The sequence below is a fragment of the Phocaeicola plebeius DSM 17135 genome (assembly GCF_000187895.1).
GTDB lineage: Bacteria > Bacteroidota > Bacteroidia > Bacteroidales > Bacteroidaceae > Phocaeicola > Phocaeicola plebeius.
Genome location: NZ_DS990130.1, coordinates 274,790 through 299,400 on the forward strand (window position 1 = coordinate 274,790; position 24,611 = coordinate 299,400).

18 protein-coding genes and 3 tRNA genes are annotated in these 24,611 nt (G+C 44.9%); 14 read left to right on the forward strand and 7 right to left on the reverse strand.

What is annotated here, in order from left to right; all coding sequences use genetic code 11:
• Positions 1-42: 42 nt before the first annotated feature.
• Positions 43-2,247 carry a sodium-translocating pyrophosphatase gene (locus tag BACPLE_RS09380; RefSeq protein ID WP_007561209.1) on the reverse strand — a complete coding sequence of 735 codons (2,205 nt, stop codon included), beginning with the start codon at positions 2,245-2,247 and terminating at the stop codon, positions 43-45.
• A 470-nt stretch (positions 2,248-2,717) separates the two neighbouring features.
• Here BACPLE_RS09380 and BACPLE_RS09385 point away from each other — a divergent pair, with 470 nt between their 5' ends.
• From BACPLE_RS09385 to BACPLE_RS09400, 4 genes are all read left to right on the forward strand, one after another.
• Entirely contained in the window at positions 2,718-4,973 is a 2,256-nt protein-coding gene (locus BACPLE_RS09385; protein WP_007561213.1) for an aconitate hydratase, read from the forward strand.
• Positions 4,970-6,241 (forward strand): NADP-dependent isocitrate dehydrogenase, encoded by a 1,272-nt coding sequence (gene icd / locus BACPLE_RS09390; RefSeq protein WP_007561215.1) that lies wholly within the window; start codon positions 4,970-4,972, stop codon positions 6,239-6,241. The genes BACPLE_RS09385 and icd overlap by 4 nt, the downstream gene beginning before the upstream one ends.
• Positions 6,242-6,294: 53 nt before the next feature.
• Positions 6,295-7,635, forward strand: a complete 1,341-nt coding sequence (locus BACPLE_RS09395) for a citrate/2-methylcitrate synthase (protein WP_007561217.1) — start codon at positions 6,295-6,297, stop codon at positions 7,633-7,635.
• 195 nt (positions 7,636-7,830) lie between these two features.
• On the forward strand, positions 7,831-10,161 hold the full coding sequence (locus tag BACPLE_RS09400; RefSeq protein ID WP_157131888.1) for an alpha-L-rhamnosidase-related protein: 2,331 nt from the start codon (positions 7,831-7,833) through the stop codon (positions 10,159-10,161).
• On the opposite strand, the gene BACPLE_RS09405 is transcribed toward BACPLE_RS09400, so the two are convergent.
• Positions 10,147-11,040 carry an AraC family transcriptional regulator gene (locus tag BACPLE_RS09405; RefSeq protein ID WP_007561222.1) on the reverse strand — a complete coding sequence of 298 codons (894 nt, stop codon included), beginning with the start codon at positions 11,038-11,040 and terminating at the stop codon, positions 10,147-10,149. The genes BACPLE_RS09400 and BACPLE_RS09405 overlap by 15 nt on opposite strands.
• A gap of 134 nt (positions 11,041-11,174) precedes the next feature.
• Between BACPLE_RS09405 and BACPLE_RS09410 the strand changes: the two genes are divergently transcribed.
• Positions 11,175-12,092, forward strand: a complete 918-nt coding sequence (locus BACPLE_RS09410) for a DMT family transporter (protein ID WP_007561223.1) — start codon at positions 11,175-11,177, stop codon at positions 12,090-12,092.
• Between the two features lie 25 nt (positions 12,093-12,117).
• On the opposite strand, the gene BACPLE_RS09415 is transcribed toward BACPLE_RS09410, so the two are convergent.
• Positions 12,118-13,971 (reverse strand): YgiQ family radical SAM protein, encoded by a 1,854-nt coding sequence (locus BACPLE_RS09415; RefSeq protein ID WP_007561225.1) that lies wholly within the window; start codon positions 13,969-13,971, stop codon positions 12,118-12,120.
• Positions 13,972-13,980: 9 nt separating this feature from the next.
• Complete coding sequence (locus BACPLE_RS09420) at positions 13,981-14,319, reverse strand: hypothetical protein (RefSeq protein WP_007561228.1); 339 nt, start codon at positions 14,317-14,319, stop codon at positions 13,981-13,983.
• 215 nt (positions 14,320-14,534) lie between these two features.
• Here BACPLE_RS09420 and BACPLE_RS09425 point away from each other — a divergent pair, with 215 nt between their 5' ends.
• From BACPLE_RS09425 to BACPLE_RS09445, 5 genes are all read left to right on the forward strand, one after another.
• Positions 14,535-15,251 carry a hemerythrin domain-containing protein gene (locus BACPLE_RS09425; RefSeq protein WP_081458119.1) on the forward strand — a complete coding sequence of 239 codons (717 nt, stop codon included), beginning with the start codon at positions 14,535-14,537 and terminating at the stop codon, positions 15,249-15,251.
• The gene (locus BACPLE_RS09430) at positions 15,248-15,856 is read left to right on the forward strand and encodes a response regulator transcription factor (RefSeq protein ID WP_007561232.1); all 609 of its coding nucleotides are present in this window, start codon (positions 15,248-15,250) and stop codon (positions 15,854-15,856) included. Before BACPLE_RS09425 ends, BACPLE_RS09430 begins: the two co-directional genes overlap by 4 nt.
• 291 nt (positions 15,857-16,147) lie before the next feature.
• On the forward strand, positions 16,148-16,888 hold the full coding sequence (locus BACPLE_RS09435) for a (Fe-S)-binding protein (RefSeq protein WP_007561234.1): 741 nt from the start codon (positions 16,148-16,150) through the stop codon (positions 16,886-16,888).
• Positions 16,885-18,252 carry a lactate utilization protein B gene (locus BACPLE_RS09440; protein WP_007561236.1) on the forward strand — a complete coding sequence of 456 codons (1,368 nt, stop codon included), beginning with the start codon at positions 16,885-16,887 and terminating at the stop codon, positions 18,250-18,252. The genes BACPLE_RS09435 and BACPLE_RS09440 overlap by 4 nt, the downstream gene beginning before the upstream one ends.
• A gap of 7 nt (positions 18,253-18,259) precedes the next feature.
• Positions 18,260-18,847, forward strand: a complete 588-nt coding sequence (locus tag BACPLE_RS09445; protein WP_007561239.1) for a LutC/YkgG family protein — start codon at positions 18,260-18,262, stop codon at positions 18,845-18,847.
• 84 nt (positions 18,848-18,931) lie between these two features.
• Here the strand turns inward: BACPLE_RS09445 and BACPLE_RS09450 are convergent, their stop codons facing one another.
• The 3 genes from BACPLE_RS09450 to pflB form a co-directional block, all read right to left on the reverse strand.
• Positions 18,932-19,126 carry a hypothetical protein gene (locus BACPLE_RS09450; RefSeq protein WP_147351457.1) on the reverse strand — a complete coding sequence of 65 codons (195 nt, stop codon included), beginning with the start codon at positions 19,124-19,126 and terminating at the stop codon, positions 18,932-18,934.
• A gap of 283 nt (positions 19,127-19,409) precedes the next feature.
• The gene (gene pflA, locus BACPLE_RS09455) at positions 19,410-20,138 is read right to left on the reverse strand and encodes a pyruvate formate-lyase-activating protein (protein ID WP_007561243.1); all 729 of its coding nucleotides are present in this window, start codon (positions 20,136-20,138) and stop codon (positions 19,410-19,412) included.
• A gap of 88 nt (positions 20,139-20,226) precedes the next feature.
• Positions 20,227-22,449, reverse strand: coding sequence for a formate C-acetyltransferase (gene pflB / locus BACPLE_RS09460; RefSeq protein WP_007561245.1), 2,223 nt, complete (start codon positions 22,447-22,449; stop codon positions 20,227-20,229).
• 256 nt (positions 22,450-22,705) lie between these two features.
• Between pflB and BACPLE_RS09465 the strand changes: the two genes are divergently transcribed.
• The 4 genes from BACPLE_RS09465 (at position 22,706) to BACPLE_RS09480 (ending at position 24,557) form a co-directional block, all read left to right on the forward strand.
• Positions 22,706-22,792, forward strand: a tRNA-Ser gene (locus BACPLE_RS09465).
• Between the two features lie 21 nt (positions 22,793-22,813).
• Positions 22,814-22,886, forward strand: a tRNA-Glu gene (locus tag BACPLE_RS09470).
• A gap of 12 nt (positions 22,887-22,898) precedes the next feature.
• Positions 22,899-22,985, forward strand: a tRNA-Ser gene (locus tag BACPLE_RS09475).
• A 222-nt stretch (positions 22,986-23,207) separates the two neighbouring features.
• A complete protein-coding gene (locus tag BACPLE_RS09480; RefSeq protein ID WP_007561247.1) occupies positions 23,208-24,557 on the forward strand; it encodes an alpha-L-fucosidase in 1,350 nt (449 codons plus the stop codon).
• The last annotated feature ends 54 nt before the right edge of the window (positions 24,558-24,611 follow it).

The following is a 24,611-nucleotide window of genomic DNA, read 5'->3' on the forward strand; positions in this document are numbered from 1 at the left end:
TTAGCTTACGGATTCGGGGTATTTTGCTTTTATCCTAGTTTATCAGAATAAGCTCCATGAAACGGTCAGACCAGCCATGACGATGGCTACCATGCTCATCAGTTTAATCAGGATGTTCAGGCTGGGACCGGAGGTATCTTTAAACGGGTCACCTACCGTATCGCCTACTACTGTGGCCCGATGTACTTCACTGCCTTTCCCGCCAAAGTTTCCTTCTTCCACGTATTTCTTGGCATTGTCCCAGGCACCTCCGGAATTGGCCATGAAAATTGCTAGAATGAAGCCTGAAGAAAGTCCACCTATCAGCAGACCGATGACGCCCGGCACACCAAACAGCAGACCTGTCACAATGGGGGCGATGATGGCCAACAGTGACGGGAATACCATTTCTTTCTGTGCGCCAAGGGTGGAAATCTGTACACAGCGTGCGTAGTCAGGTTCAGTCTTTCCTTCCAGAATACCTTTGATTTCACGGAACTGCCGGCGTACTTCCTCTACCATGTGGGCAGCTGCTCTTCCTACAGCATTCATGGTCAGTCCGCAGAACAGAAAGGCCATCATGCTACCGATAAACATTCCCGAAAGTACCTTGGGATTCATAAGCGTGACATCGTAGAACATCATGAAGTCCGTGAATCCGGCTTCCTGAATCATTACTTCCAGTCCGTTGGGAAGTTCCAGTACGGTGGTACCGATACGTTCCAGTCCGATGCGTATTTCTTCAATGTAAGAAGCCAGTAGTGCCAGTCCGGTCAGGGCGGCAGAACCGATGGCGAAACCTTTACCCGTAGCGGCTGTGGTATTGCCCAGTGAATCCAGTGCATCTGTGCGTTTGCGGACTTCTGCTCCCAAACCACTCATTTCCGCATTACCGCCGGCATTGTCGGCAATCGGTCCGTAGGCATCCGTGGCTAATGTGATGCCCAAAGTGGACAGCATACCCACGGCAGCGATACCGATGCCATAAAGTCCCATGCTGATGTTGGTGAAATCGAAACCAGAGGCCAGCCAGTAAGACAGGATGATGCCGGCTACAACTGCAATGACCGGAATCGTAGTGGATACCATTCCTAATCCGATGCCCGAAATGATGACGGTAGCCGGACCTGTTTTTCCGCTTTCCGCCAGTTTTTGAGTGGGCTTGTAGGATTGGGAAGTGTAGAATTCAGTAGATTGTCCGATGACGATGCCTACAATCAGTCCGATGACTACAGCCAGTGAAATATACAGCCAGTTATCAATTTGCAGTACCCAAAGAATGCTAAAGGTGGCGATGACAATCAATCCCGCACTGAGGTTGGTGCCTGTAGACAAAGCCTTGAGCAATTCTCTCATGCCTGCATTTTCTTTGGTGCGCACGGCAAAAATGCCGATGATGGACAAGATAATACCTACGGCTGCAATCAGCATCGGGGCGATGACGGCTTTAAACTGCATGGCGGTATCTCCCGTGCCGATATAGGCAGCAGCTCCCAGGGCAGCGGTAGCCAGAATCGAACCGCAGTAGGATTCATAGAGATCGGCTCCCATTCCGGCCACATCACCTACGTTATCGCCTACATTGTCGGCAATCGTAGCCGGGTTGCGTGGGTCGTCTTCCGGAATGCCCGCTTCTACTTTTCCCACCAGGTCAGCTCCCACATCGGCCGCCTTGGTATAAATACCTCCTCCTACACGTGCAAACAAAGCTTGGGTGGAGGCGCCCATTCCGAAAGTCAGCATCGTGGTGGTAATGACGCATAACTTGGCAGTGGGGTTCAGTGCATCTTCCGGAATGCAGAAATCCAACAGCAGGTACCAGAAAGAAATATCAAACAATCCCAGTCCTACGACCACAAGTCCCATAACCGCTCCACTGCGAAATGCCACCTTTAATCCTTTGTTCAGAGAGTTGCGTGCGGCATTTGCGGTACGTGCAGAGGCATACGTAGCGGTTTTCATACCTAAGTAACCCGACAGACCGGAGAAGAAACCTCCAGTGAGGAATGCTACGGGTACCCACGGATTTTGCAAGTTGAACCCATAGGCCATGATGGCAAACAAGGCAGCCAGTCCGATAAATACAAGGGTAACTATTTTATATTGCTGTTTCAGGTAAGACATGGCTCCTTTCCGGACATACGATGCAATGCGTGCCATGGTGGGGGTACCTTCGCTTTCCTGCTTCATTTGCCGGTAGAAGTATCCGGCAAGTGCCAATGCCAGCAGCGATGCCGCCGGGACCAGCCAGAATAGATATGTTTCCATAATATAGTTGAATAAGAGTTTCTCCAAACTTACAAAAAATCCCGAAGAAAACGAATAAAATGCGGGAGATTCTACTGGCAGAAAAGGCGGATAATTTGGCTTTTATGTGATGGCTCTGCTTTTTTCTAAATTCGGTAAGTTTATTCGGAAACTTTTCAAGTTTTTTTATGTTTCCCGTCGCGGAACCGTATGTTTTCCGTTCGGGAACCCTACGTTTTTGCGACGGGAAACATAGGGTTTGCAGTAGGAAAACGTAGAAAACGAACAAGGAAAATAGCAAGAATATGCAGGGAATTTTCAATTTAAGGATAATGGCATGTCAAAAAGCTTTCCGGAATGCGGTAAAAACCAGCCCTCTGTTATAAAGAAATGAGGTTTTGTGGCAGATTGTTGTTTTTTATTTGATATAAGTGTGATATTGTGAGATATTTTCAATATATTTGCGCACGAAGTTATAAAAGATTGTTCAGATGATTTACGACATGGAAATGCAGAAGACGTTCTATGCGTCGTATGCAGAAAAAGTAGAAAAGGCCCGTAAGAAACTGGGGCGTGCCATGACTTTGGCTGAAAAAATATTGTATGCACATTTATACGACGAAAACACGGTGGCAGCTTTCCGTCGGGGGGAAGAGTATGTTAACTTCCGTCCGGACCGCGTAGCCATGCAGGATGCGACGGCCCAGATGGCGCTGTTGCAGTTTATGAATGCGGGAAAATCCGTTTCAGCTGTTCCTGCTACCGTACATTGTGACCATTTGATTCAAGCATATAAAGGAGTGGAAGAGGATTTGCCTTCTGCTTGCACTACCAATAAAGAGGTATACGATTTTCTGAAAAGTGTGGCTTCGAAGTACGGCATCGGCTTCTGGAAACCGGGAGCAGGTATCATTCATCAGGTTGTACTCGAGAACTATGCGTTTCCGGGTGGCATGATGGTGGGAACCGACTCACACACCCCGAATGCCGGTGGATTGGGTATGATTGCCATTGGTGTGGGCGGTGCCGACGCAGTGGACGTAATGACTGGCATGGAATGGGAACTGAAGATGCCAAAACTGATTGGGGTGAAGCTGACCGGTGCGTTGAACGGATGGGCTTCACCAAAAGATGTGATTTTGAAACTGGCAGGTATTCTCACCGTGAAGGGAGGAACGAATGCCATTATTGAATATTTCGGAGAGGGAACCCGCTCGTTGTCTGCTACCGGCAAGGCTACTATCTGTAACATGGGAGCTGAGGTGGGAGCTACGACTTCTGTTTTCCCTTACGATGAGGAGATGAAGCGCTACCTTTGTGCTACCGGACGTGAAGATATTGCCGAACTAGCTGAGGCTAATGCGGCCGATTTGCGGGCGGATGCGGAAGTGGCACTGCAGCCGGAAAAGTATTACGACCGTTTGATTGAAATTGACCTTTCTGCACTGGAACCGTATGTGAACGGACCGTTTACGCCCGATGCAGCTTGTCCGGTATCGGAATTTGCTGCCCGTGTGAAGAAGGAAGGGTTCCCGCAGAAGATGGAAGTGGGATTGATTGGTTCTTGTACCAACTCTTCTTATCAGGATTTGAGTCGTGCAGCTTCGGTAGCCCGTCAGGTAAAGGCAAAAGGTTTGAAGATGCAGGCTTCGCTGATTATCAATCCGGGTTCGGAACAGGTATATTGCACGGCTCAGCGCGACGGCATGATTGAGGATTTGAAGAGCATCGGCGGTGTAGTGATGACCAATGCCTGCGGTCCTTGTATCGGACAGTGGAAGCGAGTGACCGACGATCCGCTTCGGGCCAATTCTATCGTGACTTCGTTCAACCGTAACTTTGCCAAGCGTGCCGATGGCAATCCGAACACGCATGCGTTCATTGCTTCACCGGAAATGGCTGTGGCGTTTGCTATTGCGGGCGACCTGTGCTTTAATCCGCTGACGGATACCCTGAAGAATGAGAAGGGAGAAGAGGTCAGACTTGATCCGCCGATAGGGGAAACACTGCCACAGAAAGGATTTACAGTAGATGACAATGGTTATGTGGCTCCTTCGGCCGACGGAGGAAAGGTAGAAGTGACCATTCAGCCGGACTCACAGCGCTTGCAGAAACTGGAACCGTTTGCTGCATGGAATGGAGAAGACTTCATGGAACTTCCGCTGCTGATTAAGACGCAGGGAAAATGTACTACCGACCACATCTCTATGGCCGGACCATGGTTGCGCTTCCGCGGACACCTGGAAAATATTTCCGATAATATGCTGATGGGTGCTGTCAATGCATTCAACGGTAAGACTAACTGCGTATGGAATCAGTTGACTGGCGAATATGAAGCCGTTTCGGCAGTGGCCAAGCAGTACAAGGCAAAGGGCATGGGCTCTATCGTAGTGGCAGAAGAAAACTACGGAGAGGGTTCCAGTCGTGAACATGCCGCCATGGAACCGCGCTTTCTGAACGTGCGGGTAATCCTGGCCAAGAGTTTTGCCCGTATTCATGAAACAAACTTGAAGAAACAGGGTATGCTGGCACTGACTTTTGCCGACAAGAACGATTACGACAAGGTACGTGAGCACGACCGGATTTCTATCTTGGGATTGCAACGCTTTGCTCCGGGTAAACCGTTGCATGCCGTATTGACGCACGAAGACGGCACGACAGAAACATTCGAAGTGCTTCATACCTATAATGAAATGCAAATTAACTGGTTTAAGGCCGGTTCAGCCTTGAACACCTTTAAAAAATGAGAGAAATGAGCAATAAGATGTATATGCAGGACGGGAAACTAGTGGTTCCCGATCACGTAGTGATTCCTTTTATCGAAGGGGATGGAGTAGGAGCAGAAATCACTCCGGTTTGTCAGAAAATTGTCAATACAGCAGTAGAGCTGGCCTACGTAGGCAAGCGCCGCATTGAATGGAAAGAGGTGCTGGCCGGCGGAAAGGCTTTTGAGCAGACTGGTGAATGGTTGCCGGAGGCTACGCTGGAAGCATTCAAGGAATATCTGGTAGGTATCAAAGGTCCGTTGACCACTCCGGTAGGCGGTGGTATCCGTTCGCTGAACGTGGCATTGCGTCAGACGCTTGATTTGTATGTCTGCCTGCGTCCGGTACGCTGGTTCAAAGGAGTCGTTTCTCCGGTGAAAGAGCCGCACAAGGTGAACATGCACATTTTCCGCGAAAATACGGAAGACATTTATGCGGGTATCGAATGGGAACAAGGTACACCGGAAGCACAGAAATTCTATGCTTTCCTTCGTGATGAGATGGGTGTGACCAAGGTACGTTTCCCGGAAACCTCTTCATTTGGTGTGAAACCCGTGTCAAAGGAAGGTACCCAGCGACTGGTACGTGCAGCCATTGAATACGCGTTGCAACACGGCTTGCCGTCAGTGACACTGGTACACAAGGGAAATATCATGAAGTTTACGGAAGGAGGTTTCAAGCGCTGGGGATACGAAGTGGCTGAAACTGAGTTCAAGGACCAGACTTTCACCATGAACGAATATGACCGCTTGAAGAAAGAGTTGGGTGAAGAGTCGGCCAAGGCTGCCGTAGCCAAAGCCATCAACGATGGAAAAGTGGTGGTGAAGGATTGTATTGCAGATGCTTTCCTGCAAAACACCCTGCTCATTCCGGAAGAATATTCAGTCATTGCTACGCTGAACCTGAACGGTGATTATGTGTCCGACCAGCTGGCAGCCATGGTGGGTGGTATCGGTATCGCACCGGGAGCCAATATCAATTACAAGAGCGGACATGCCATCTTTGAAGCTACTCACGGCACGGCACCGAACATTGCCGGAAAGAATGTGGTGAATCCGTGTTCCTTGCTGCTCTCTTCTGTCATGATGCTGGAGTACATGGGCTGGAAAGAAGCTGCCCAACTGATTGTGAATGCCTTGGAGAAAGCTTTTTCGAAAGGGGAGGCTACTCATGATTTGGCGCGTTTCATGCCGAATGGTCACGCGTTGGGCACGAATGAATTTGGACAGGAAATCATTTCTTTGCTGTAATAGTCAGAGGATTTTCTTGTCGGAGTGTTTTTAATGGATAAAAAGAGAAGTTTATGAAGAAAGAATATATAGTTTACAAACTTTCCGAGTGTGCCAAGCAGGCATGCCGCATCGACAACGAACTGTTCACGAAATACAATGTAAAGCGAGGTCTGCGTAACGAAGATGGTACGGGTGTGCTCGTGGGACTGACAAAGATTGGTAATGTGGTGGGCTATGAACGTACCGACCAGGGATTGAAGGCTATTCCGGGTAAGTTGTTCTATCGTGGATACGATTTGGATGACATTGCTCATGCCTTGCTGCGCGAGAAGCGTTTCGGCTTTGAGGAAGTGGCTTATCTGCTGTTGTCGGGTGAACTTCCGGACAGCGAACAACTGGCTTCGTTCAAGGAACTCATCAATGACAATATGCCGCTGGACAAGAAGACGACCATGAACATTATCGATCTGGAAGGGCAGAACATCATGAACATCCTGGCACGTAGCGTGCTCGAAATGTACACGTTCGACCCAAATCCGGATGATATTTCACGCGACAACCTGATGCGTCAGTCCATCGAACTGATTTCAAAGTTCCCGACCATCATTGCGTATGCGTATAGCATCTATCGTCATAGCATACACGGACGTTCGCTGCACATTCGCCATCCGCACGAGAATCTGTCGCTGGCCGAAAACTTCCTTTACATGATTAAGAAAGAATACACTCCACTGGAAGCGCGTATGCTCGACTTGTTGCTGGTGCTTCAGGCAGAGCATGGAGGTGGTAACAACTCTACATTTACCGTACGTGTCACCAGTTCTACTCGCACGGATACTTATTCCAGCATTGCAGCCGGAATCGGTTCGTTGAAAGGTCCTCTGCACGGAGGTGCCAACATTCAGGTGGTAAAGATGTTCCATCACTTGAAAGAGGTAATTTCTGACTGGACGAATGTAGACGAAATCGATACCTATCTGACCCGTATGCTGAATAAAGAAGCCTACGATGGCAGTGGGTTGATTTACGGTATCGGTCATGCGGTATACACGATTTCCGATCCGCGTGCCGTATTGCTGAAAGAACTGGCTGGTGAACTGGTGGCAGAAAAGGGGTGTGAGAAAGAATTTGCCTTCCTTGAACTGTTGGAACAGCGTGCCATCGAATGCTTCAAGAAAGTGAAAGGAACCAAGAAGCAGGTTTGCTCGAATGTGGATTTCTATTCAGGCTTTATCTACGAACTGATGGGTTTGCCGCATGAAATCTATACGCCGCTGTTTGCCATGGCCCGTATTGTAGGATGGACGGCACACCGTATTGAGGAACTGAACTTCGAAGGTCGTCGCATTATCCGTCCGGCGTACAAGAATGTGCTGGAGGAAGTGGACTACAAGCCGATAGGAGAACGATAAGTTGTAGAATCTTATAGAAGCGAAGTCGTGAGAGCTAGATGAAAGGTTCTTGCGGCTTCGCTTTTTTATGCCCTGAATAAATAAGTCAGAAAATATCCATATAAAATCATTCTGTCTAAATTCGGATATTGTATTGTCGCCTAAATTTGCAAATGGAAATAAAGACGTTTTACAATGTATGAAGGAAAAAATTATATGAAAAGATTTTTTATTTTGTTGTTATGTTTGTTGGTCACAAATGTATGTTCGTTGTATGCGGTTTGTGAAGGGAGTGCTGATTTAAAAGGGATTAAATGGATTTCTGTAAATTCTGAACAACAAACTCCTAATCAATGGTTGTGCTTTAGAAAAGTAGTATATATGGATGCGCAACCTGATAAAGTATATATGGATATAGCTGTAGATTCCAAATACTGGTTATGGGTAAATGAGGAATTGGTCATTTTTGAAGGAGGATTGAAGAGAGGACCCAATCCAACTGATACATATTATGACGTAGTAGACCTTTCCAAATACTTGAAAAGGGGAAAGAACATTGTTTCAGTATTAGTATGGTATTGGGGCAAAGATGGTTTTTGCCATAAAAATAGCGGGATGTGTGGCTTATTGGCTAATATAAGATGGGGAAAAGAATCTGTAGGAACAGATTCATCGTGGAAAGTACACGTGCATCCGTCATTTGGAGAGAGTAATGAGCCTAAACCTAATTATAGACTACCGGAATATAATGTACATTTTGATGCGCGTAAAGGTTTAGGAAATTGGAAAAAATTGAATTATGATGATAGTTCATGGCAGCAAGCTTCTGTGTTGGGAGAATATCCATGTGCACCATGGAACTTATTGCATAAAAGGCCATTCCCTAACTGGAAAGATTCAGGAATCGTGAAATACGAAAAGGTGGAATCTGAGGAGAAAAAAGATACAGTATTGATAACCGGAACACTTCCTAAAAATATAACAGTAACTCCTTATATTTGCTTAAAAGCTGAGGCTGGTCAGCTGATTGATATCCGGAGTGACAATTACAAGGGAGGAAGTGAATACAATGTCCGTGCCGAATATATCACAAAGAAGGGAGTGCAGGAGTTTGAGATGCCTAATTATATCAATGGGCATCGTATCTTCTATACTCTTCCCAAAGGAGTGAAATGCTTGAAAGTGGGGTATCGGGAAACTCGTTTTAATACAGAGATAATCGGGAAGTTTACTTGTAATGATGAGTTTTATAATCGTTTATGGGAGAAATCCTTGAATACGATGAATCTTAATATGAGAGATGCCATACAAGACCCTGATAGGGAACGATCTCAGTGGTGGGGAGATGCGGCCATTATTCTGAATGAGATTTTCTACTCCTGTGATACGAATGGGATTTCGGCGGTGCGAAAAGCCATGCTAAACTTGGTGGATTGGCAGAAAGAGGATGGGACTTTATACTCTCCTGTGCCTGCAGGCTCATGGGATAAAGAATTGCCTTTGCAAATGTTGGCTGCTATCGGGAAATATGGATTCTGGAATTATTATCAGTATACAGGGGACTTGCACACGATAGAATATGTGTATCCTAAAATGAAAAAATATCTTTCTTTATGGAATATTGATGAAAAAGGACTGGTAAAGCACAGAGCTGGAGGATGGGATTGGGCTGATTGGGGTGATAATATTGATGTGGCTGTATTGGATAACGCATGGTATTGTTTGGCACTGGAATCAGCCATTGGTATGGGAAAACTGTTAAATGACACCTCTTTTGTAAATTATTATACTTTTCAACTGGAACTTGTCAGAACTTCTGCTTCTAACGCTTTTTGGACAGGAGAAAATTTTAGGTCGGCTGGTTATAAGGGAATTACGGATGACCGTGCCAATGGTATGGCTTTACTGGCAGGCTTTGCAGATAAAAGTCAGTGGGATAAAGTGCGTGATTTCTTGATGAAGCGAAAAGGAGCCAGTCCGTATATGGAAAAATATATACAAGAAGCTCTGTTATCGAAAGGATATGTAAAAGATGCTTTACAAAGAATGAAACAGCGATATACCGTGATGGTAGAAAGTCCGTTGACTACTTTATGGGAAGACTGGACCGTAGGGGGAGCTGGAGGTGGAAGTATTAACCATGGCTGGGCTGGCGGAGCATTGTCCTTGTTGCCACAGTATGTAGCTGGAGTATATCCTTTTACGCCGGGGTGGGATACCATTATGGTGAAACCTCAATTGGGAGGCTTGTCGTGGATTGATTGTACAGTTCCCGTGGGAAATTCTCGGATAGAAGTTCAAGTAACTTCTAATAAAAGTGAGTATGAGATTAAAGTGAAGAATCATACCCGGAAAGCTTGTTTGGTTGGCTTCCCGAAGAATAGAATTGATGCTCATTTACAAGTGAATAAGCAGCGTATTTCTATAAAGAATATGCAATTGTCGGATAATCCTTATGTGAAATTGACACATTCAGATGATGAATATGTGTATTTTCAACTGAAAACAGATGAAGTACTTATTTCTAATGATTTATTCAAAAAATGATTTTCGATACTCTGAGGGACGTTTCCCTGTGTGTCGTTTGAATAATTTGATGAAATAGGCTATATCTTCATATCCAAGGTGATAGGCAATTTCTTTTATTTGAATGTGGGAGGTAGTTAAGCATATTTTAGCCTCCTGCATTTTTAATTCTTGAATATACTGAGAGGGAGTAACTCCTGTATAATCTTTAAAGATCTTTCTAAACCATGAATAACTTAGTTTGATTTGAGCTGCTGTTTTTTCGGGAGATATTCCGTTGAGAAGTTCCTCTTTCATGATAATTTTGGCCTTGTTGATGATATCCTCAGTTGCTGGATCAAAACTCCGGTTATTATTGTAATAGGGAATCATGCAGAAGATAAGGTTGGCAATACCTGCTAAATATTGCTGATATCCTGATTTCTCTTCGTTGGCTATACGTATGGCTTCTTCGTATAAATTGATGATTTTATCCTGTATACCAATTCGATAGATCTTTTTGTTCTTGTTAAATAGATTGTGTTTCAAGCAATTTTCTATATGCGGACAGTCGAATCCAATCCAATATTCTTTCCATCCCGTGCTTTTGTGGGGAAGATAGCTATGCCATGTGTAGGGAGGTATGAGAATTAAATCTCCTTCTTTGATTTCCATACTTTCATTGGGAGAAGAAAAGAATATACCTTTTCCTTTAGCGATGTAAAGCTGTACAAATATGGGCAGAAGTCTGCCTTTGGATGGGTTGAAAGTAAATTCTGTGGGATGTCCGCATATTGGAGGATAACTTTCATAGTTTGGGTGAATTATAGCCGAGCCTACAGTCTGTACTGTGAAACCCCAGTTGTGGTCATGACGGCCGTTTATGATGTATTTGAAGTTGTGAGTCGGAATGTTTTTCATGATGATGCTTCTTGTATCACAAAGAAAAGAAAAAAGAATGGATATTGAAAAAATATTGTAGGTCAAGTTTTATGTAAAAATATCATGGTAATTTGTTTACCTTTGCAAACTCATTTTTATTGTAAGTTAAGTATATGAATAGTTTGAAAGGTTTTTTCTATGGGATTGCCACTTCGGTAACATTTGGTTTGATACCCTTGTTTACGCTGCCTTTGATGCAGAAAGGGATGATGTTTGATTCGATTCTTTTTTATCGTTTTCTCTTTGCCACCTTTGCATTGGGGGCCATGATGAAAGTAAAGAAGGAGTCATTTCGTATAGAGAGCCGTGATATTCCGATGTTTCTTTTGTTGGGACTGCTGTATACTGGTTCAGCCATGTTTCTGTTCTGGGGATATGGGTTTATGGGAGCCGGGGTAGCCACGACGCTTCATTTTACCTATCCCGTGTTTGTGACTTTGCTGATGTTGGTCTTGTTCCGTGAGAAAGCTTCCTGGGTAACGTGGGTAGCTATTCTACTGGCAATATATGGTGTATCTGAACTTTCATTGAAAGGAGATGAGCTGTCGGCCGATGCGACGGGAGTGGTTATTGTTCTGCTTTCGGCTGTATGTTATGCCGGATACATTGTGGCAGTCAATAAATCAAGATTGCGTGATATGAGTGGGCGGAAATTAGCTTTTTATGTATTTATCGTAAGTACGGTGCTGTTTGCCATAAAGGCATTAACCAATCAGGGAATACAGCCGGTACCGGATGCAGTTTCAATCGGTAATCTGTTCTTGCTGGCGGTGGTGCCTACTGTTATTTCCAATATTACCTTGGTATTGGCCGTACAGAATATTGGTGGAACAATGACTTCGGTATTAGGAGCCATGGAACCGGTGACGGCTGTATGTATCGGTGCCTTGATTTTTGGGGAAGAGTTTACCATGCAGGAAGGCTGGGGAATATTCCTTATCTTGGTGGCCGTTACCTTGATTGTGTTGACCCGGACCATTCAGAAAAGTCTGTCGGCTGTAGTACGTAAAATTCGTCCGCGTCATGCTTGACACGGACGAATTTTGCTGTGAAAAATCATGATTTCCCGTATAGCTTGTTGATAAGGTCGTTTCGACCAATTTTTCGTAATTCGTTGATAATGGCTTTCCGTTCCTCAGGTTTATACCAGAAGAAGAACATACGCTGAGCCAGTTTTTCACGAGGGGTTTTGGCCGAGAATACCGGTTCCAGTGTGTAGGGATGTACGCCTGTGTACCATGCTTCCGTAGAGACGGTCATGGGGGTAGGCGTAAAGTCCTGTACCTGCTCCAGGTGGAAGTCCAGTTTCTTGGTGATGACCGCCAGTTCGGCCATGTCCTCTTCCGTACAGCCAGGGTGACTGCTGATGAAGTAGGGGATAATCTGTTGCCTTAATCCCGCTTCTTTGTTGATTTTGTCAAAGATACGCTTGAACTCGTAGAACTGCTCGAACGGTGGCTTGCGCATCAGGTATAGCACTTTGTCACTGGTATGTTCCGGAGCTACTTTCAGTCGTCCGCTTACGTGACGTGTAATCAGTTCGCGAGTATATTCCTTGGTACTCTGGTTGGTCTTTGCATCTTTACTCTGATGCAGAAGCAGGTCGTAACGCACTCCACTGCCGATAAAGCTTTTCTTGATGCCTGGCAAACTGTCTACTGCATGGTATATCTCTAATAACGGCTGGTGGTCAGTGTTCAGATTCGGGCAGACTTTGGGATGGATGCACGACGGACGTTTGCAGCGACGGCAAAGAGCCGTATCTTTTCCACCCATTTGGTACATGTTGGCCGAAGGACCTCCCAAATCGCTCAGATACCCTTTGAAGTCGGGCATTTCAGCGATGGCTTTCACTTCCTTGAGAATACTTTCCTTGCTTCGGCTGACAATGAACTTTCCCTGATGGGCCGAGATGGTACAGAAAGCACATCCGCCAAAGCATCCCCGGTGGATGTTGACAGAGAACTTGATCATTTCATAGGCCGGAATCCGCTTGTTTTTGTATTTAGGATGCGGAAGACGGGTGTAAGGAAGGTCGAACGACATGTCCAGCTCTCCTTGCGTCATGGGAGGATAAGGCGGATTGGTTACCACCGCCTGCTTTCCTACCTGCTGAAGGATGCGAGCTGCCGCATAGCGGTTGGATTCTTCCTCGATGTGTCGGAAGTTCTGTGCCTGCTTTTTCTTATCCTTCAGGCATTCTTCATGCGAATAGAGTGTCAGGTCGCCTTGGCCGTTCGGGTTTTCCGGCAGAGCAGCTACCTCTTTCTGTGAAATCAGGTAGGCTGTTTGTGGAATGTCATGCGGCAAGTCTCCAGCATGAACTTCTCCTTCTACTTCAAGCAAGCGCTCGCTCAGTTCCGTAATGGGTTTTTCTCCCATTCCGTAAATAAGCAGGTCGGCTCCTGATTCTACTAAGATGGAAGGGCGTAATTTCTCTTCCCAATAGTCATAGTGCGTCAGGCGTCGAAGAGAGGCTTCGATACCGCCTAAAACCACTGGTACGTCAGGGTACAGTTTTTTCAGAATCTGCGTATAGACAATGCTGGGATACTCAGGGCGCATGTCATGGCGTCCATCAGGTGTATAGGCATCTTCGCTTCTCAGCCGTCGGTTGGCAGTGTACTTGTTGACCATGCTGTCCATACATCCGGCAGATACGCCGAAGAACAGTCTTGGTCTTCCTAGTTTCTTGAAGTCGCGCAGGTCATCGCGCCAATTAGGTTGGGGGATGATGGCTACTTTCAGTCCTTTAGCTTCGAGCATTCGTCCGATGACGGCAGCACCGAAAGATGGATGGTCCACGTACGCATCTCCACTGAAGATGATGACGTCAAGTTCGTTCCATCCCCTCAGTTCAGCCTCTTTCTTGGTAGTAGGCAACCAGTCGGTCAGCTTGTATTCTTTCAAGGCGTTTCTTTAATTGTGGTTTTCTTCAGTTTCTTCTTGTTCCTCTTTCTCTTCTTTTTCTCTTTCCCATTTGATATAAAGAAGGATGAGCTGGTGTAAGCCGAACGCTTTCATGTTGTTGTGATAAATCACGTCAATGCACAAATCGAGCAAGTCCTTGCTGTTTTCTTCCATGGACGCAATGAGCGAACGAATGTTCAGTTTCAGTTTGTCAAGTACGGTTTCGTCCACAATTCCGTTGCTGTCAATAAGCTGTTGGAAGAGCGAATATTTTTCGATAGTTTCCAGATGCTTTTCAGAAATTTCCATGCTGCGTGTGCCGGAAGCGTTGGTCTGTATGGTATACATAATATGATAATTTTAAAGTTTATGTAACAAAGGTATTTTTTTTCTGGATATGATGGCTCGTTTTCTCTCTTTTCTTTAGGGATTTTTGTGTATTTTCGACTGGTAGAAATGCGGTGCCTGCCTTATCTTTGCCTGACAGATATGTTTCAGACAATATACCTACAAATGGTGATTGCGGGTGTTGAAAGGATTCTCTTATTTTGCAATGTGAATTTATGAATACGATATTTATGTGTAACAATACTACGCGAATGTATAAACCCACCGACAAGATGGGCGACTTGATTTGTGAGAATTATGCTCTTCTGCAGGTGATGAGCCGTTTTGGCATTTCATTAGGGTTTGGTGACAAGTCCGTGCAGGAAGTGTGCGACATGAATCAGGTGGATTGCAATACATTCCTGATAGTGGTCAATTTCCTGGGCGAGGAGAGCAATCATATTCACGACCATTTGCAGGGGCTTTCCATTCCTGCACTGGTAGAATACCTTAAAAAGGCTCATTCCTATTTTCTGGATTTCCAGTTGCCTTCTATCCGCCGGAAACTGATAGAGGCAATCGATTGTTCATCGGAGAATGAAGTCGCTTTTCTGATTGTGAAGTTCTTCGATGCGTACGTGCACGAGGTACGCAAGCACATGGAATATGAGAATGAAAAGGTATTTACTTATGTGGAACATTTGCTGAAGGGAGAACGGCTGAAAGATTACAGCATCGGAGTTTTTGCCCGTCACCATGACCAGATCAATGCCAAGTTGACCGAGCTGAAAAATATCATTATCAAATATTATCCGTCGGGCGGGGATAACCAGCTGTTGAATGCTACCTTGTTCGATATATTTAGTTGTGAGGAGGATTTGGCTTCGCACAACCGGGTGGAAGACTTTATCTTCGTGCCCGCAATCATGGAGTTGGAAAAGGAGATAAAATGAAACCGCAGGAAACAATATACATTGCTGTGGCAGATACGTCGATGATTATTCGCAGCGGACTCGTGTCTGTGTTGAGGCGTCTGCCTGATTTGCCGGTACAGGTAATCGAGGTTTCTTCAGAAGAGGGCCTGAAGCATTGTATGGAGGCACATACTCCACAAATTTTGATTATCAACCCTCAGTTTGGAGGATGGTTCGATGTGGCTGCTTTCAAGCAGGAATATCCGGAAGCTGCCATGAAATTCGTATCGCTGATTTACACGATGGTGGATGCCAACCAGCTCAAAGGCTACGATGACTCGGTCAATTTATTTGACGACGTGGATTCTTTGTCGCATAAAATTTCGTTGCTGATGAACGTAGCGAATGAGAAAGAAAGCGATCAGGACTCATTGAGCCAGCGGGAAAAAGAAATCGTAGGTTGTGTGGTGAGAGGAATGACCAATAAGGAAATTGCCGAAAAACTCTATATTTCCGTGCATACGGTCATTACGCATCGCCGGAACATTACGCGAAAATTACAGATTCACTCGGCTGCCGGACTGACCATTTATGCCATCGTAAATAAGTTGGTAGAGTTGAGTGAAGTGAAAATGAATCTTTAGAAAGGTTGTTATTTGGATTAATTCTAAAATACCTACATTTGGGTATTGCGGGTGCAGCCTTTAACACCTATCTTTGCAGTGTTAGTCATATAGAAATTACGTAAACCACAAAAGTAAAAGAAGTTAGTTATTAGTTGGGTGCGCCCTGCGAAGTGATTCGCGGGGCGCACGCATTTTTTACATTTTGTTATGGTGGTTTAAATCGTTTTCAAAATCTGAAATAAAGTTTTCATTTCCGGAGAAAACCTTTTACTTTTGCTCGAAAGAAGACGAATAACAGATTTTAAGTATATGAAAGTAGGATTATTTATTCCCTGTTATATCAATGCCGTTTATCCGCAGGTGGGAGTGGCTTCTTTTAAGTTGCTGAAAAGCCTGGGGGTGGATGTAGATTATCCGCTGGACCAGACTTGCTGCGGACAACCGATGGCGAATGCAGGATTTGAAGAAGAGTCAGTAGAATTGGCCAAACGTTTTGACCGTCTTTTTGAACAGTATGATTACATTGTAGGCCCGTCGGCCAGCTGTGTGGTATTTGTGCGTGATCATTATGGACAGCTATTAGCCAAGGAACCTCATCGTTGTGCCAGCGAAGGCAAAATTTATGATATCTGCGAATTTATTCATGACGTGGTGAAACCCACTTCCTTGCAGGCTTCTTTCCCTCACAAGGTCAGTATCCAGAACAGTTGTCATGGAGTGCGTCTGATGCACCTTTCTTCACCGAGCGAATTGAATATCCCGTATTATAATAAGCTTCGTGATTTGCTTTCCTTGGTGAAAGACATTGAAGTGGTAGAGCCGGAAAGACCGGATGAGTGTTGTGGATTTGGAGGTATGTTTGCGGTGGAAGAACACGCCGTATCCGGACAGATGGGACGTGATAAGGTGAAACGTCACATGGATACGGGTGCAGAATATATCGTAGGTGCCGATGGCTCCTGTCTGATGCATCAGAACGGGATAATTGCCAGAGAGAAGTTGCCTATCAAAACCATTCATATTGTAGAAGTTTTAGCTGCAGGACTATGAGTACGAAACATTCAAAAGCCGCCGAGAAGTTTCAGGAAAATAAGGAACTGGCGGGATGGCATGACCAGACCTTGTGGATGATGCGTGCCAAACGAGATAAGATTAGCCGGGAGGTACCGGAATGGGAACAGTTGCGCGACATGGCTTCTGCCATCAAGATGTACAGCAACAGTCACCTGGATTTGCTTTTGCAGGAGTTCGAAAAGAACGCACAGGCAAATGGAGCCCATGTATATTGGGCGAAAGATGCCGATGAGTATTGTTCTATAATCTATAATATTCTGCACGGACACAATGTGCATCGCTTTATCAAGAGTAAATCTATGCTGGCCGAAGAATGCGGACTGAATGAATTCCTGATTCAGAAAGGGATTGATGTGGTAGAAAGTGATTTAGGAGAAAGAATTCTTCAGCTGATGCATAAGAAACCCAGTCACATCGTGGTGCCGGCCATCCACATCAAGAAGGAAGAAATCGGTGAACTGTTTGTGAAAGAGATGGGTACGGAGCCGGGCAACAATGACCAGACTTATTTGACCCATGCGGCGCGTAAGAATCTGCGTCATAAGTTTATTGAAGCAGAAGCTGCCATGACAGGTGCTAATTTTGCCGTGGCTTCTACGGGTGAGTTTGTGGTGTGTACCAATGAAGGTAATGCGGATATGGGTACCTCGCAACCTAAATTGCAGATTGCTGCTTTCGGATTGGAAAAGATTGTGCCCGACCGTGAAGCACTGGGTGTATTTACCCGCTTGCTGGCACGTTCTGGTACTGGACAACCCATCACTACCTATACTTCACATTATCGCAAACCCCGCAAAGGAGGTGAACTGCACATCATTATCGTAGATAACGGACGTAGTAATATTCTGGCCGATCAGGAGCATGTGAAGACGCTGAACTGTCTGCGTTGTGGAGCTTGTATGAATACGTGTCCGGTGTATCGTCGTTCTGGCGGATATTCTTATACCTATTTTATTCCAGGCCCGATTGGCATTAACTTGGGAATGCTGAAAGCACCTCTACATTATTATGATAATGTGTCGGCTTGCTCTTTGTGTTACTCTTGTCAGAATGTGTGTCCGGCGAAAGTAGATTTGGCAGACCAGATTTATCGTTGGAGACAAAAACTGGATGGTTTGGGAGTAGCCAGCTCGTCCAAGCGTTTGATGTCGGGTGGAATGAAAGTGCTGATGGAACATCCGTCTTTATTTAATTTGGCTCTGGCACGGGCATCGTGGGTGAATTCTTTCCCTCGTTCATTGGTGTACAATGGGTTGAATGACTGGGGAAAAGAGCATGAAATGCCACAGTTTGCCAAGGAAAGTTTTAATGAAATGTGGAAAAAGGGTAAAGTAAAATAGGGAAGCTATGAGTAGTAGAGAAGATATATTGCAGAACATACGTCGTAATACGCGAGTACGTTATGAAAAGCCGGACTTGTCTGCATTGGAGCAAGGGGCAATTACGTACGCTGATCCGGTAGCACAATTCTGTAAGGTTGTGGCAGAGGTCGGCGGACGTGTGGTGACGGTCAATGAGGGAGAAGATGTCAACGAGTTGGTTTGTAAATTGTATCCGGATGCCAAACGCATCGCTTCCAATCTGAAGAATATTACCTGTGCCACTTTTCACCCTGATGATGTGGCTGCTTCTGCCGATTTGGATGGCACAGACCTGGCTGTAGTAGACGGACGTATCGGAGTGTGTGAGAATGGGGCTGTCTGGGTGCAGCAGGATGTGGAACAGCGTGCGGTGTATTTTATTTCTGAAGCTTTAATTCTTCTGCTTGACCGGAAAAATCTGGTAAATAACATGCACGAGGCCTATCAGAAAATAGATACAGGAGAGTATGGTTACGGCGTTTTCATTTCAGGTCCTTCAAAAACTGCAGATATTGAACAAGCGTTGGTAATGGGAGCACATGGAGCTCGTGAACTGACAGTCTTGTTGCTGTAGATGCTAATAGAATACAAAAAAAAAGTCCTGGCATTTTGAGTTGAGGTGCCAGGACTTCTTTTTTGCCTTTTTCCTTGAAAAGGGTTATTTGTGCTGCATGGCCTGTTGGCTAAAAGGTCTTGCAGTTTCTGTTATATTGTGGTTATTGTTCAACTCCAAGAACTGGGTACCTGTCCACCACAATATATTCATGACGATTACAGCCAATATAATGGTGAAAGCTGTAATTTTTGCTTCCAGCTGTTTACTGGAAATTCTTTTTGAATTTTCTTTTCCCATCTCGGTACTGTTCACTAACCTTATTTTTTCCATATAGTAATTATAGTCTTATTGTTTCTTGTTGTTTGTATAATAAATGAAACATAGATGTAATTACTGCATGGAGATGATAAATTTTTTCAGAAAAAGTTGTGACTTTCTGTTTTACGCGGTTAGGAATGGTCTCAGTACTTCCTAAAAAGTACCGTAGTACTGCCGGGGAAGTACTTCAGTACTTGCTTGAAAGTACTATAGTACTTCTTAAGAAGTACTGGGGATGAATAAGGCATTGTAAACTAATTTGTTAGTTTACGTAAACTGTCTTGAAATACTTTTCGAACAACTCTTTCGCTTCGACCAATTGAACTTGCGTGTTGAGTTTCACATCCTTCAACTGATAGTCCAGTTTCATAGCTTCGTATTTGTGTACGCCTAAGGTGTGATAGGGAAGTATTTCAACCCGTTCAATCATGCGATAATTTTTGAAATGTTCACCAAGTGCTTCTATGTCTTCTTTAAAATAACTGTATTTCTGTACCAATACATAGCGCAGCCAGAACGGTTTCTGATTTTCTTCAAGCCAAGCAGCAGTTTTCAGGGTCTGTGCATTGCTTCTGGCAGTGAGTGCTTTATGGCGTTCGTCATTAAATTCTTTTACGTCAAGCAGAACGAGGTCTGCCAGCGAAAGCAGTTCCTTTACATCTTCGTTCCAGATTCCTCCATTTGTGTCCACGCAGATATGAATGCCCGCTTCTTTCAGCATGCGGAATAAGGGAACCAAGGCTTTGGCCTGAAAGGTCGGTTCTCCTCCACTGAAAGTAATACCTCCTTTCTTCCCGAAAAAAGGTTTCTGACTTACAGCCATCTTGAGAATCTCTTCAGGAGCAGTTTCTTTACTTTCTCCTTTGGCGTCAATGGTATCGGGGTTGGCACAATAAAGGCATCGGAAATTACAGCCTTGCAAGAAAACAACGAGACGTATTCCCGGACCGTCGTAAGTGCCTAATGATTCGTATGAATGTACTCTAATCATGACAGGATAAAAATAATAGACACAAACTACCGGACTGAAATCCGGGTAGTTTGTGTCCAGTTAAAATTATATACTCTTTATGCAAGAATTACATGCGTTCGTGGAAACTGCGTGAAATTACTTCCAGCTGATGCTCACGGCTCAGTTTGATGAAGTTCACCGCATAACCAGATACACGAATTGTCAGCTGAGGATATTTTTCCGGATGCTCCATGGCATCTTCCAGCATTTCCCGGTTCAATACGTTTACGTTCAGGTGGTGCGCACCTTTCACGAAGTAACCGTCCATCATCGTTACCAGGTTCTCGATACGGTTTTCCATATCTACTCCCAAAGATTTCGGTACGATAGAGAAGGTGTTACTGATACCATCCTGTGAGTCGCGGTAGCGCAATTTAGCTACAGAACTCAGAGAAGCAATGGCACCGTTCTTGTCGCGTCCGTGCATCGGGTTGGCTCCAGGAGCGAATGCCACACCTTTGGCACGGCCATCGGGAGTTGCACCAGTTTTCTTACCATACATCACATTTGAAGTAATGGTCAGGATAGACAAGGTCGGTTTGGCATTCTTGTAAACCGGCAATTTCTTCAGCTCTTCGTCGAAGTAGTAAATCAAGTCTACAGCCAGGTGGTCTACACGGTCATCGTCATTTCCGAAGCAAGGGAATTCACCTTCGATGTCGAATCCTTCTGTCAGTCCGATGTCGTTACGACGAGCTGTTACCTTCGCATACTTGATGGCAGAAAGTGAATCCACAGCGATAGACATACCTGCTACACCGTAAGCCAGGTTGATGACCGGATCAGTATCTACGAAAGCCATCTGAGCCTTTTCGTAATAATACTTGTCGTGCATGTAGTGGATGATGTTCATGGCTTCGTTGTACACGCGTGCCATTTCTTTCAGCACTTTCTTATAGTTGGCAAGCACTTCTTCAAAGTTCAATACATCACCGCTCAATGCCGGAATATCCTTCACCATCAGTGTACCGGTGTTTTCACAGCGTCCGCCGTTGATAGCCAGCAGCAATGCCTTGGCCAGGTTACAGCGTGCACCGAAGAACTGGATGTGACGGCCGATGTCCTGATAAGATACACAGCAAGCGATACCGTAGTCGTCAGAGTTACGTACTTCACGCATCAGGTCGTCGTTCTCGTACTGGATAGAAGATGTATCGATAGAAACCTGTGCGCAGAAGTTCTTGAAACCTTCCGGCAGTTCCGGGCTCCACAGTACGGTCAAGTTCGGTTCTGGTGAAGGACCGAGGTTGTACAATGTCTGCAAGAAACGGAATGAAGTCTTGGTTACTTTTGTACGTCCGTCGTTGAAGCGTCCACCGATGGATTCTGTAACCCATGTCGGATCACCGGCAAAGATGTCAGTATAAGCCTGCATACGCAAGTGGCGTACCATACGCAGTTTGATGACAAACTGGTCAATCAATTCCTGAGCGTGTGCTTCATCAATCAGGCCATGAGCCATATCGTATTCGATGTAAATATCCAGGAAAGACGATACGTTACCCAATGACATGGCAGCACCATCCTGTTCTTTTACGGCAGCTAGGTAAGCCATGTATACCCACTGAACAGCTTCCTGTGCATTGTGAGCCGGACGTCCCAGTTCAAGACCATATTGCTCTCCCATGACCTTGATTTCCTTCAGCGCCTTAATCTGCTCAGCTACTTCTTCGCGAAGGCGGATACGGGCATCGGTCATTGGGCCTGTCAGATGACGTAAATCATTCTGTTTAGCTTCAATCAGTCTGTCCAGACCGTACAGTGCCAGACGACGGTAGTCACCGATGATTCGTCCACGTGCATAGTTGTCAGGAAGTCCTGTCAAGAAACCAAGTGAGCGGAAAGAACGGATTTCTTCTGTGTATGCATCGAAGACCCCATCGTTATGAGTTTTGCGATAATGAGTGAAAATATCTTTAACCTTCGGGTCAACTTCTACTCCGTTTTCACGGCAAGCTTTTTCTACTACCTTGATACCTCCAAAAGGTTTGATTGCGCGGCGCAACACTTCGTCAGTCTGCAAGCCGACAATAACTTCGTTTTCCTTATCAATATATCCCGGTGCGAAAGAAGTGATGGTTGATACTGTGGACGGATCGAGTGAGCGTACACCATTGTTTGCACGTTCTTCAGCTAGCGCTTCCAAACATTTGTTCCAAACAGCTTTTGTACGTTCAGTAGGACCGACCAGGAATGAAGCGTCGCCCTCGTAAGGCGTAATGTTTGTCTTTACGAAATCGGTGACGTTGATTTCATGGTTCCAACGACCTTCTTTAAAATTCATTGCCATAAATTTGAAATATTAAAAAGTTATGTAAATGTGGTTTTCTAAACCGAGTGCAAAGGTAGTGAAAAACCTTGTTTTGTACAATACCTAGTTTGTGGTATATTATCATTTTGCATTAATTACAAAGTGGTATAAGATTTAGAATAAAGCTGGAAGTAAAATGTGTTTGTGAAAAAATCTCGGCAAAAGTTTGCACAACTCAAAAACTCGCTCTATCTTTGCACCGCATTTGAGAGAAAATGCGTTCCCAAAGAAGATTGGAAGTTTGGGTGAGTGGCTGAAACCAGCAGTTTGCTAAACTGCCGTACGGGTAACCGTACCGGGGGTTCGAATCCCCCAGCTTCCGCTTCGGTTGAGAAAAGAGAATGGCGCTTTCGTCTAGTGGCCTAGGACGCGGCCCTCTCACGGCTGAAACACGGGTTCGATTCCCGTATGCGCTACAGTCGGCTACTGGAAGTTTGGGTGAGTGGCTGAAACCAGCAGTTTGCTAAACTGCCGTACGGGTAACCGTACCGGGGGTTCGAATCCCCCAGCTTCCGCTTTTGTTATAGAACTCCGCTAATTGGCGGAGTTTTTTTATGTCCTTTTGTAGGCTAATTATAATAGAAATGTTTGAAAATTTGCTATATTTGCCATATATAGAATATTTCTATGATTTGGATAGATGCTTTGTTTAACCTTATGTTTAAGCAGTTTTTGGAATAACAGAGGTTCCTTGTGGTTTGTCGATTGAATTGTATTAATCTTTTATTTTTATCAATATGCTAAACAAGCAAATTATAGCTTTATGTACGGCTCTTTGTTGTTCGGTTGCGCCTGCCATTAGTCAGACACCGGAAAAAACGCAGCAGGATGCTATGAAAGAAAAAAGGATGGAGTGGTTCTCAAATGCTAAGTTGGGTATTTTTATTCATTGGGGTATTTATTCGGTGAAGGGGGTTTCCGAAAGCTGGTCTTTCTTCAATAAGTATCTGCCTTATGAGGAATATATGAGTCAAAAAGATGGTTTTACTGCCTCAAAATACGACCCTAAGGCTTGGGTGGACTTGATTAAAGAAAGTGGAGCCCGTTATACGGTGATTACAACGAAGCATCATGATGGGATGGCTTTATGGGATACAAAAGCGGGTGAGCTGAGTACGGTTAAGTGTACACCGGCTAAAAGAGATTTAATCAGTCCATTTGTAAAGGAGGTCCGCAAGCAGGGGTTGAAGTTGGGATTCTATTATTCCTTGTTGGACTGGTCGCATCCTGATTATCCGAACATGACACGTACGGAGGTGCGTTATACGAATGACCCTGTACGTTGGCAGCGCTTCGTGGATTTTAATATGGCACAATTGGCAGAGTTGAACAAGACTTGGAAGCCGGACTTGTATTGGTTCGATGGAGATTGGGAGCAAACTGCGGAGGCATGGAACTCTAAAGGAATTGTAGATTTGCTTCGGTCGGACAATAAGAATGTGATCATCAACTCACGTATTCAGGGATATGGTGATTATGCTACGCCAGAGCAAGGTGTTCCTATTGTGCGTCCTGAGGATAAATATTGGGAGCTGTGCATGACCATGAATGATTCTTGGGGCTACCAACATACAGATTCCAACTATAAATCACCCTATATTTTATTACGGACTTTTGTGGATTGCCTGAGCATGGGAGGTAATTTGTTATTGGATATCGGACCGAAAGAGGACGGTACAATTCCAGAAGAGCAGGTAGCTATTTTGAAAGAGTTCGGGCGTTGGACGAAAAAGCACAAGGAGGCGATTTATGATACCCGTGCCGGTATTCCAGCAGAACACTTCCAGGGATATACAACACTGAATAAAGGGGGAGATATCTTGTATCTTTACTTACCTTATAAGCCTAATGGCCCCATTGAAGTGAAAGGGCTGATGAATAAAGTCAACCGGGTATGGGTAGTAGGTAATGGTTCCATGTTGTCTTATAAGGTATATAATAAGAACTATTGGAGTGAGGTGCCTGGTAATCTTTATATTGATGTGCCCGATCATGTGCTTGATTCACAAATTACGGTAATTGCCGTATTGCTGGATGGACCGGTTAAATTGTATCGGGGGGCGGGACAAGTTATTGAAAGTAATTAATGAAAAAAACTGATTATGAGAAAACAATTGATAGGTAGTTTGTTTGCATTTGCA

Bases quoted from the DNA above. Each gene is read 5' to 3' on its own strand.
- BACPLE_RS09425 (WP_081458119.1), top strand. From the start codon at position 14,535: ATGAATACGATATTTATGTGTAACAATACTACGCGAATGTATAAACCC.
- BACPLE_RS09450 (WP_147351457.1), bottom strand. From the start codon at position 19,126: ATGGGAAAAGAAAATTCAAAAAGAATTTCCAGTAAACAGCTGGAAGCA.
- BACPLE_RS09440 (WP_007561236.1), top strand. From the start codon at position 16,885: ATGAGTACGAAACATTCAAAAGCCGCCGAGAAGTTTCAGGAAAATAAG.
- pflB (WP_007561245.1), bottom strand. From the start codon at position 22,449: ATGGCAATGAATTTTAAAGAAGGTCGTTGGAACCATGAAATCAACGTC.
- BACPLE_RS09380 (WP_007561209.1), bottom strand. From the start codon at position 2,247: ATGGAAACATATCTATTCTGGCTGGTCCCGGCGGCATCGCTGCTGGCA.
- icd (WP_007561215.1), top strand. From the start codon at position 4,970: ATGAGAGAAATGAGCAATAAGATGTATATGCAGGACGGGAAACTAGTG.
- BACPLE_RS09445 (WP_007561239.1), top strand. From the start codon at position 18,260: ATGAGTAGTAGAGAAGATATATTGCAGAACATACGTCGTAATACGCGA.
- BACPLE_RS09385 (WP_007561213.1), top strand. From the start codon at position 2,718: ATGATTTACGACATGGAAATGCAGAAGACGTTCTATGCGTCGTATGCA.
- BACPLE_RS09420 (WP_007561228.1), bottom strand. From the start codon at position 14,319: ATGTATACCATACAGACCAACGCTTCCGGCACACGCAGCATGGAAATT.
- BACPLE_RS09400 (WP_157131888.1), top strand. From the start codon at position 7,831: ATGAAAAGATTTTTTATTTTGTTGTTATGTTTGTTGGTCACAAATGTA.
- BACPLE_RS09410 (WP_007561223.1), top strand. From the start codon at position 11,175: ATGAATAGTTTGAAAGGTTTTTTCTATGGGATTGCCACTTCGGTAACA.
- BACPLE_RS09480 (WP_007561247.1), top strand. From the start codon at position 23,208: ATGCTAAACAAGCAAATTATAGCTTTATGTACGGCTCTTTGTTGTTCG.
- BACPLE_RS09395 (WP_007561217.1), top strand. From the start codon at position 6,295: ATGAAGAAAGAATATATAGTTTACAAACTTTCCGAGTGTGCCAAGCAG.
- pflA (WP_007561243.1), bottom strand. From the start codon at position 20,138: ATGATTAGAGTACATTCATACGAATCATTAGGCACTTACGACGGTCCG.
- BACPLE_RS09435 (WP_007561234.1), top strand. From the start codon at position 16,148: ATGAAAGTAGGATTATTTATTCCCTGTTATATCAATGCCGTTTATCCG.
- BACPLE_RS09430 (WP_007561232.1), top strand. From the start codon at position 15,248: ATGAAACCGCAGGAAACAATATACATTGCTGTGGCAGATACGTCGATG.
- BACPLE_RS09405 (WP_007561222.1), bottom strand. From the start codon at position 11,040: ATGAAAAACATTCCGACTCACAACTTCAAATACATCATAAACGGCCGT.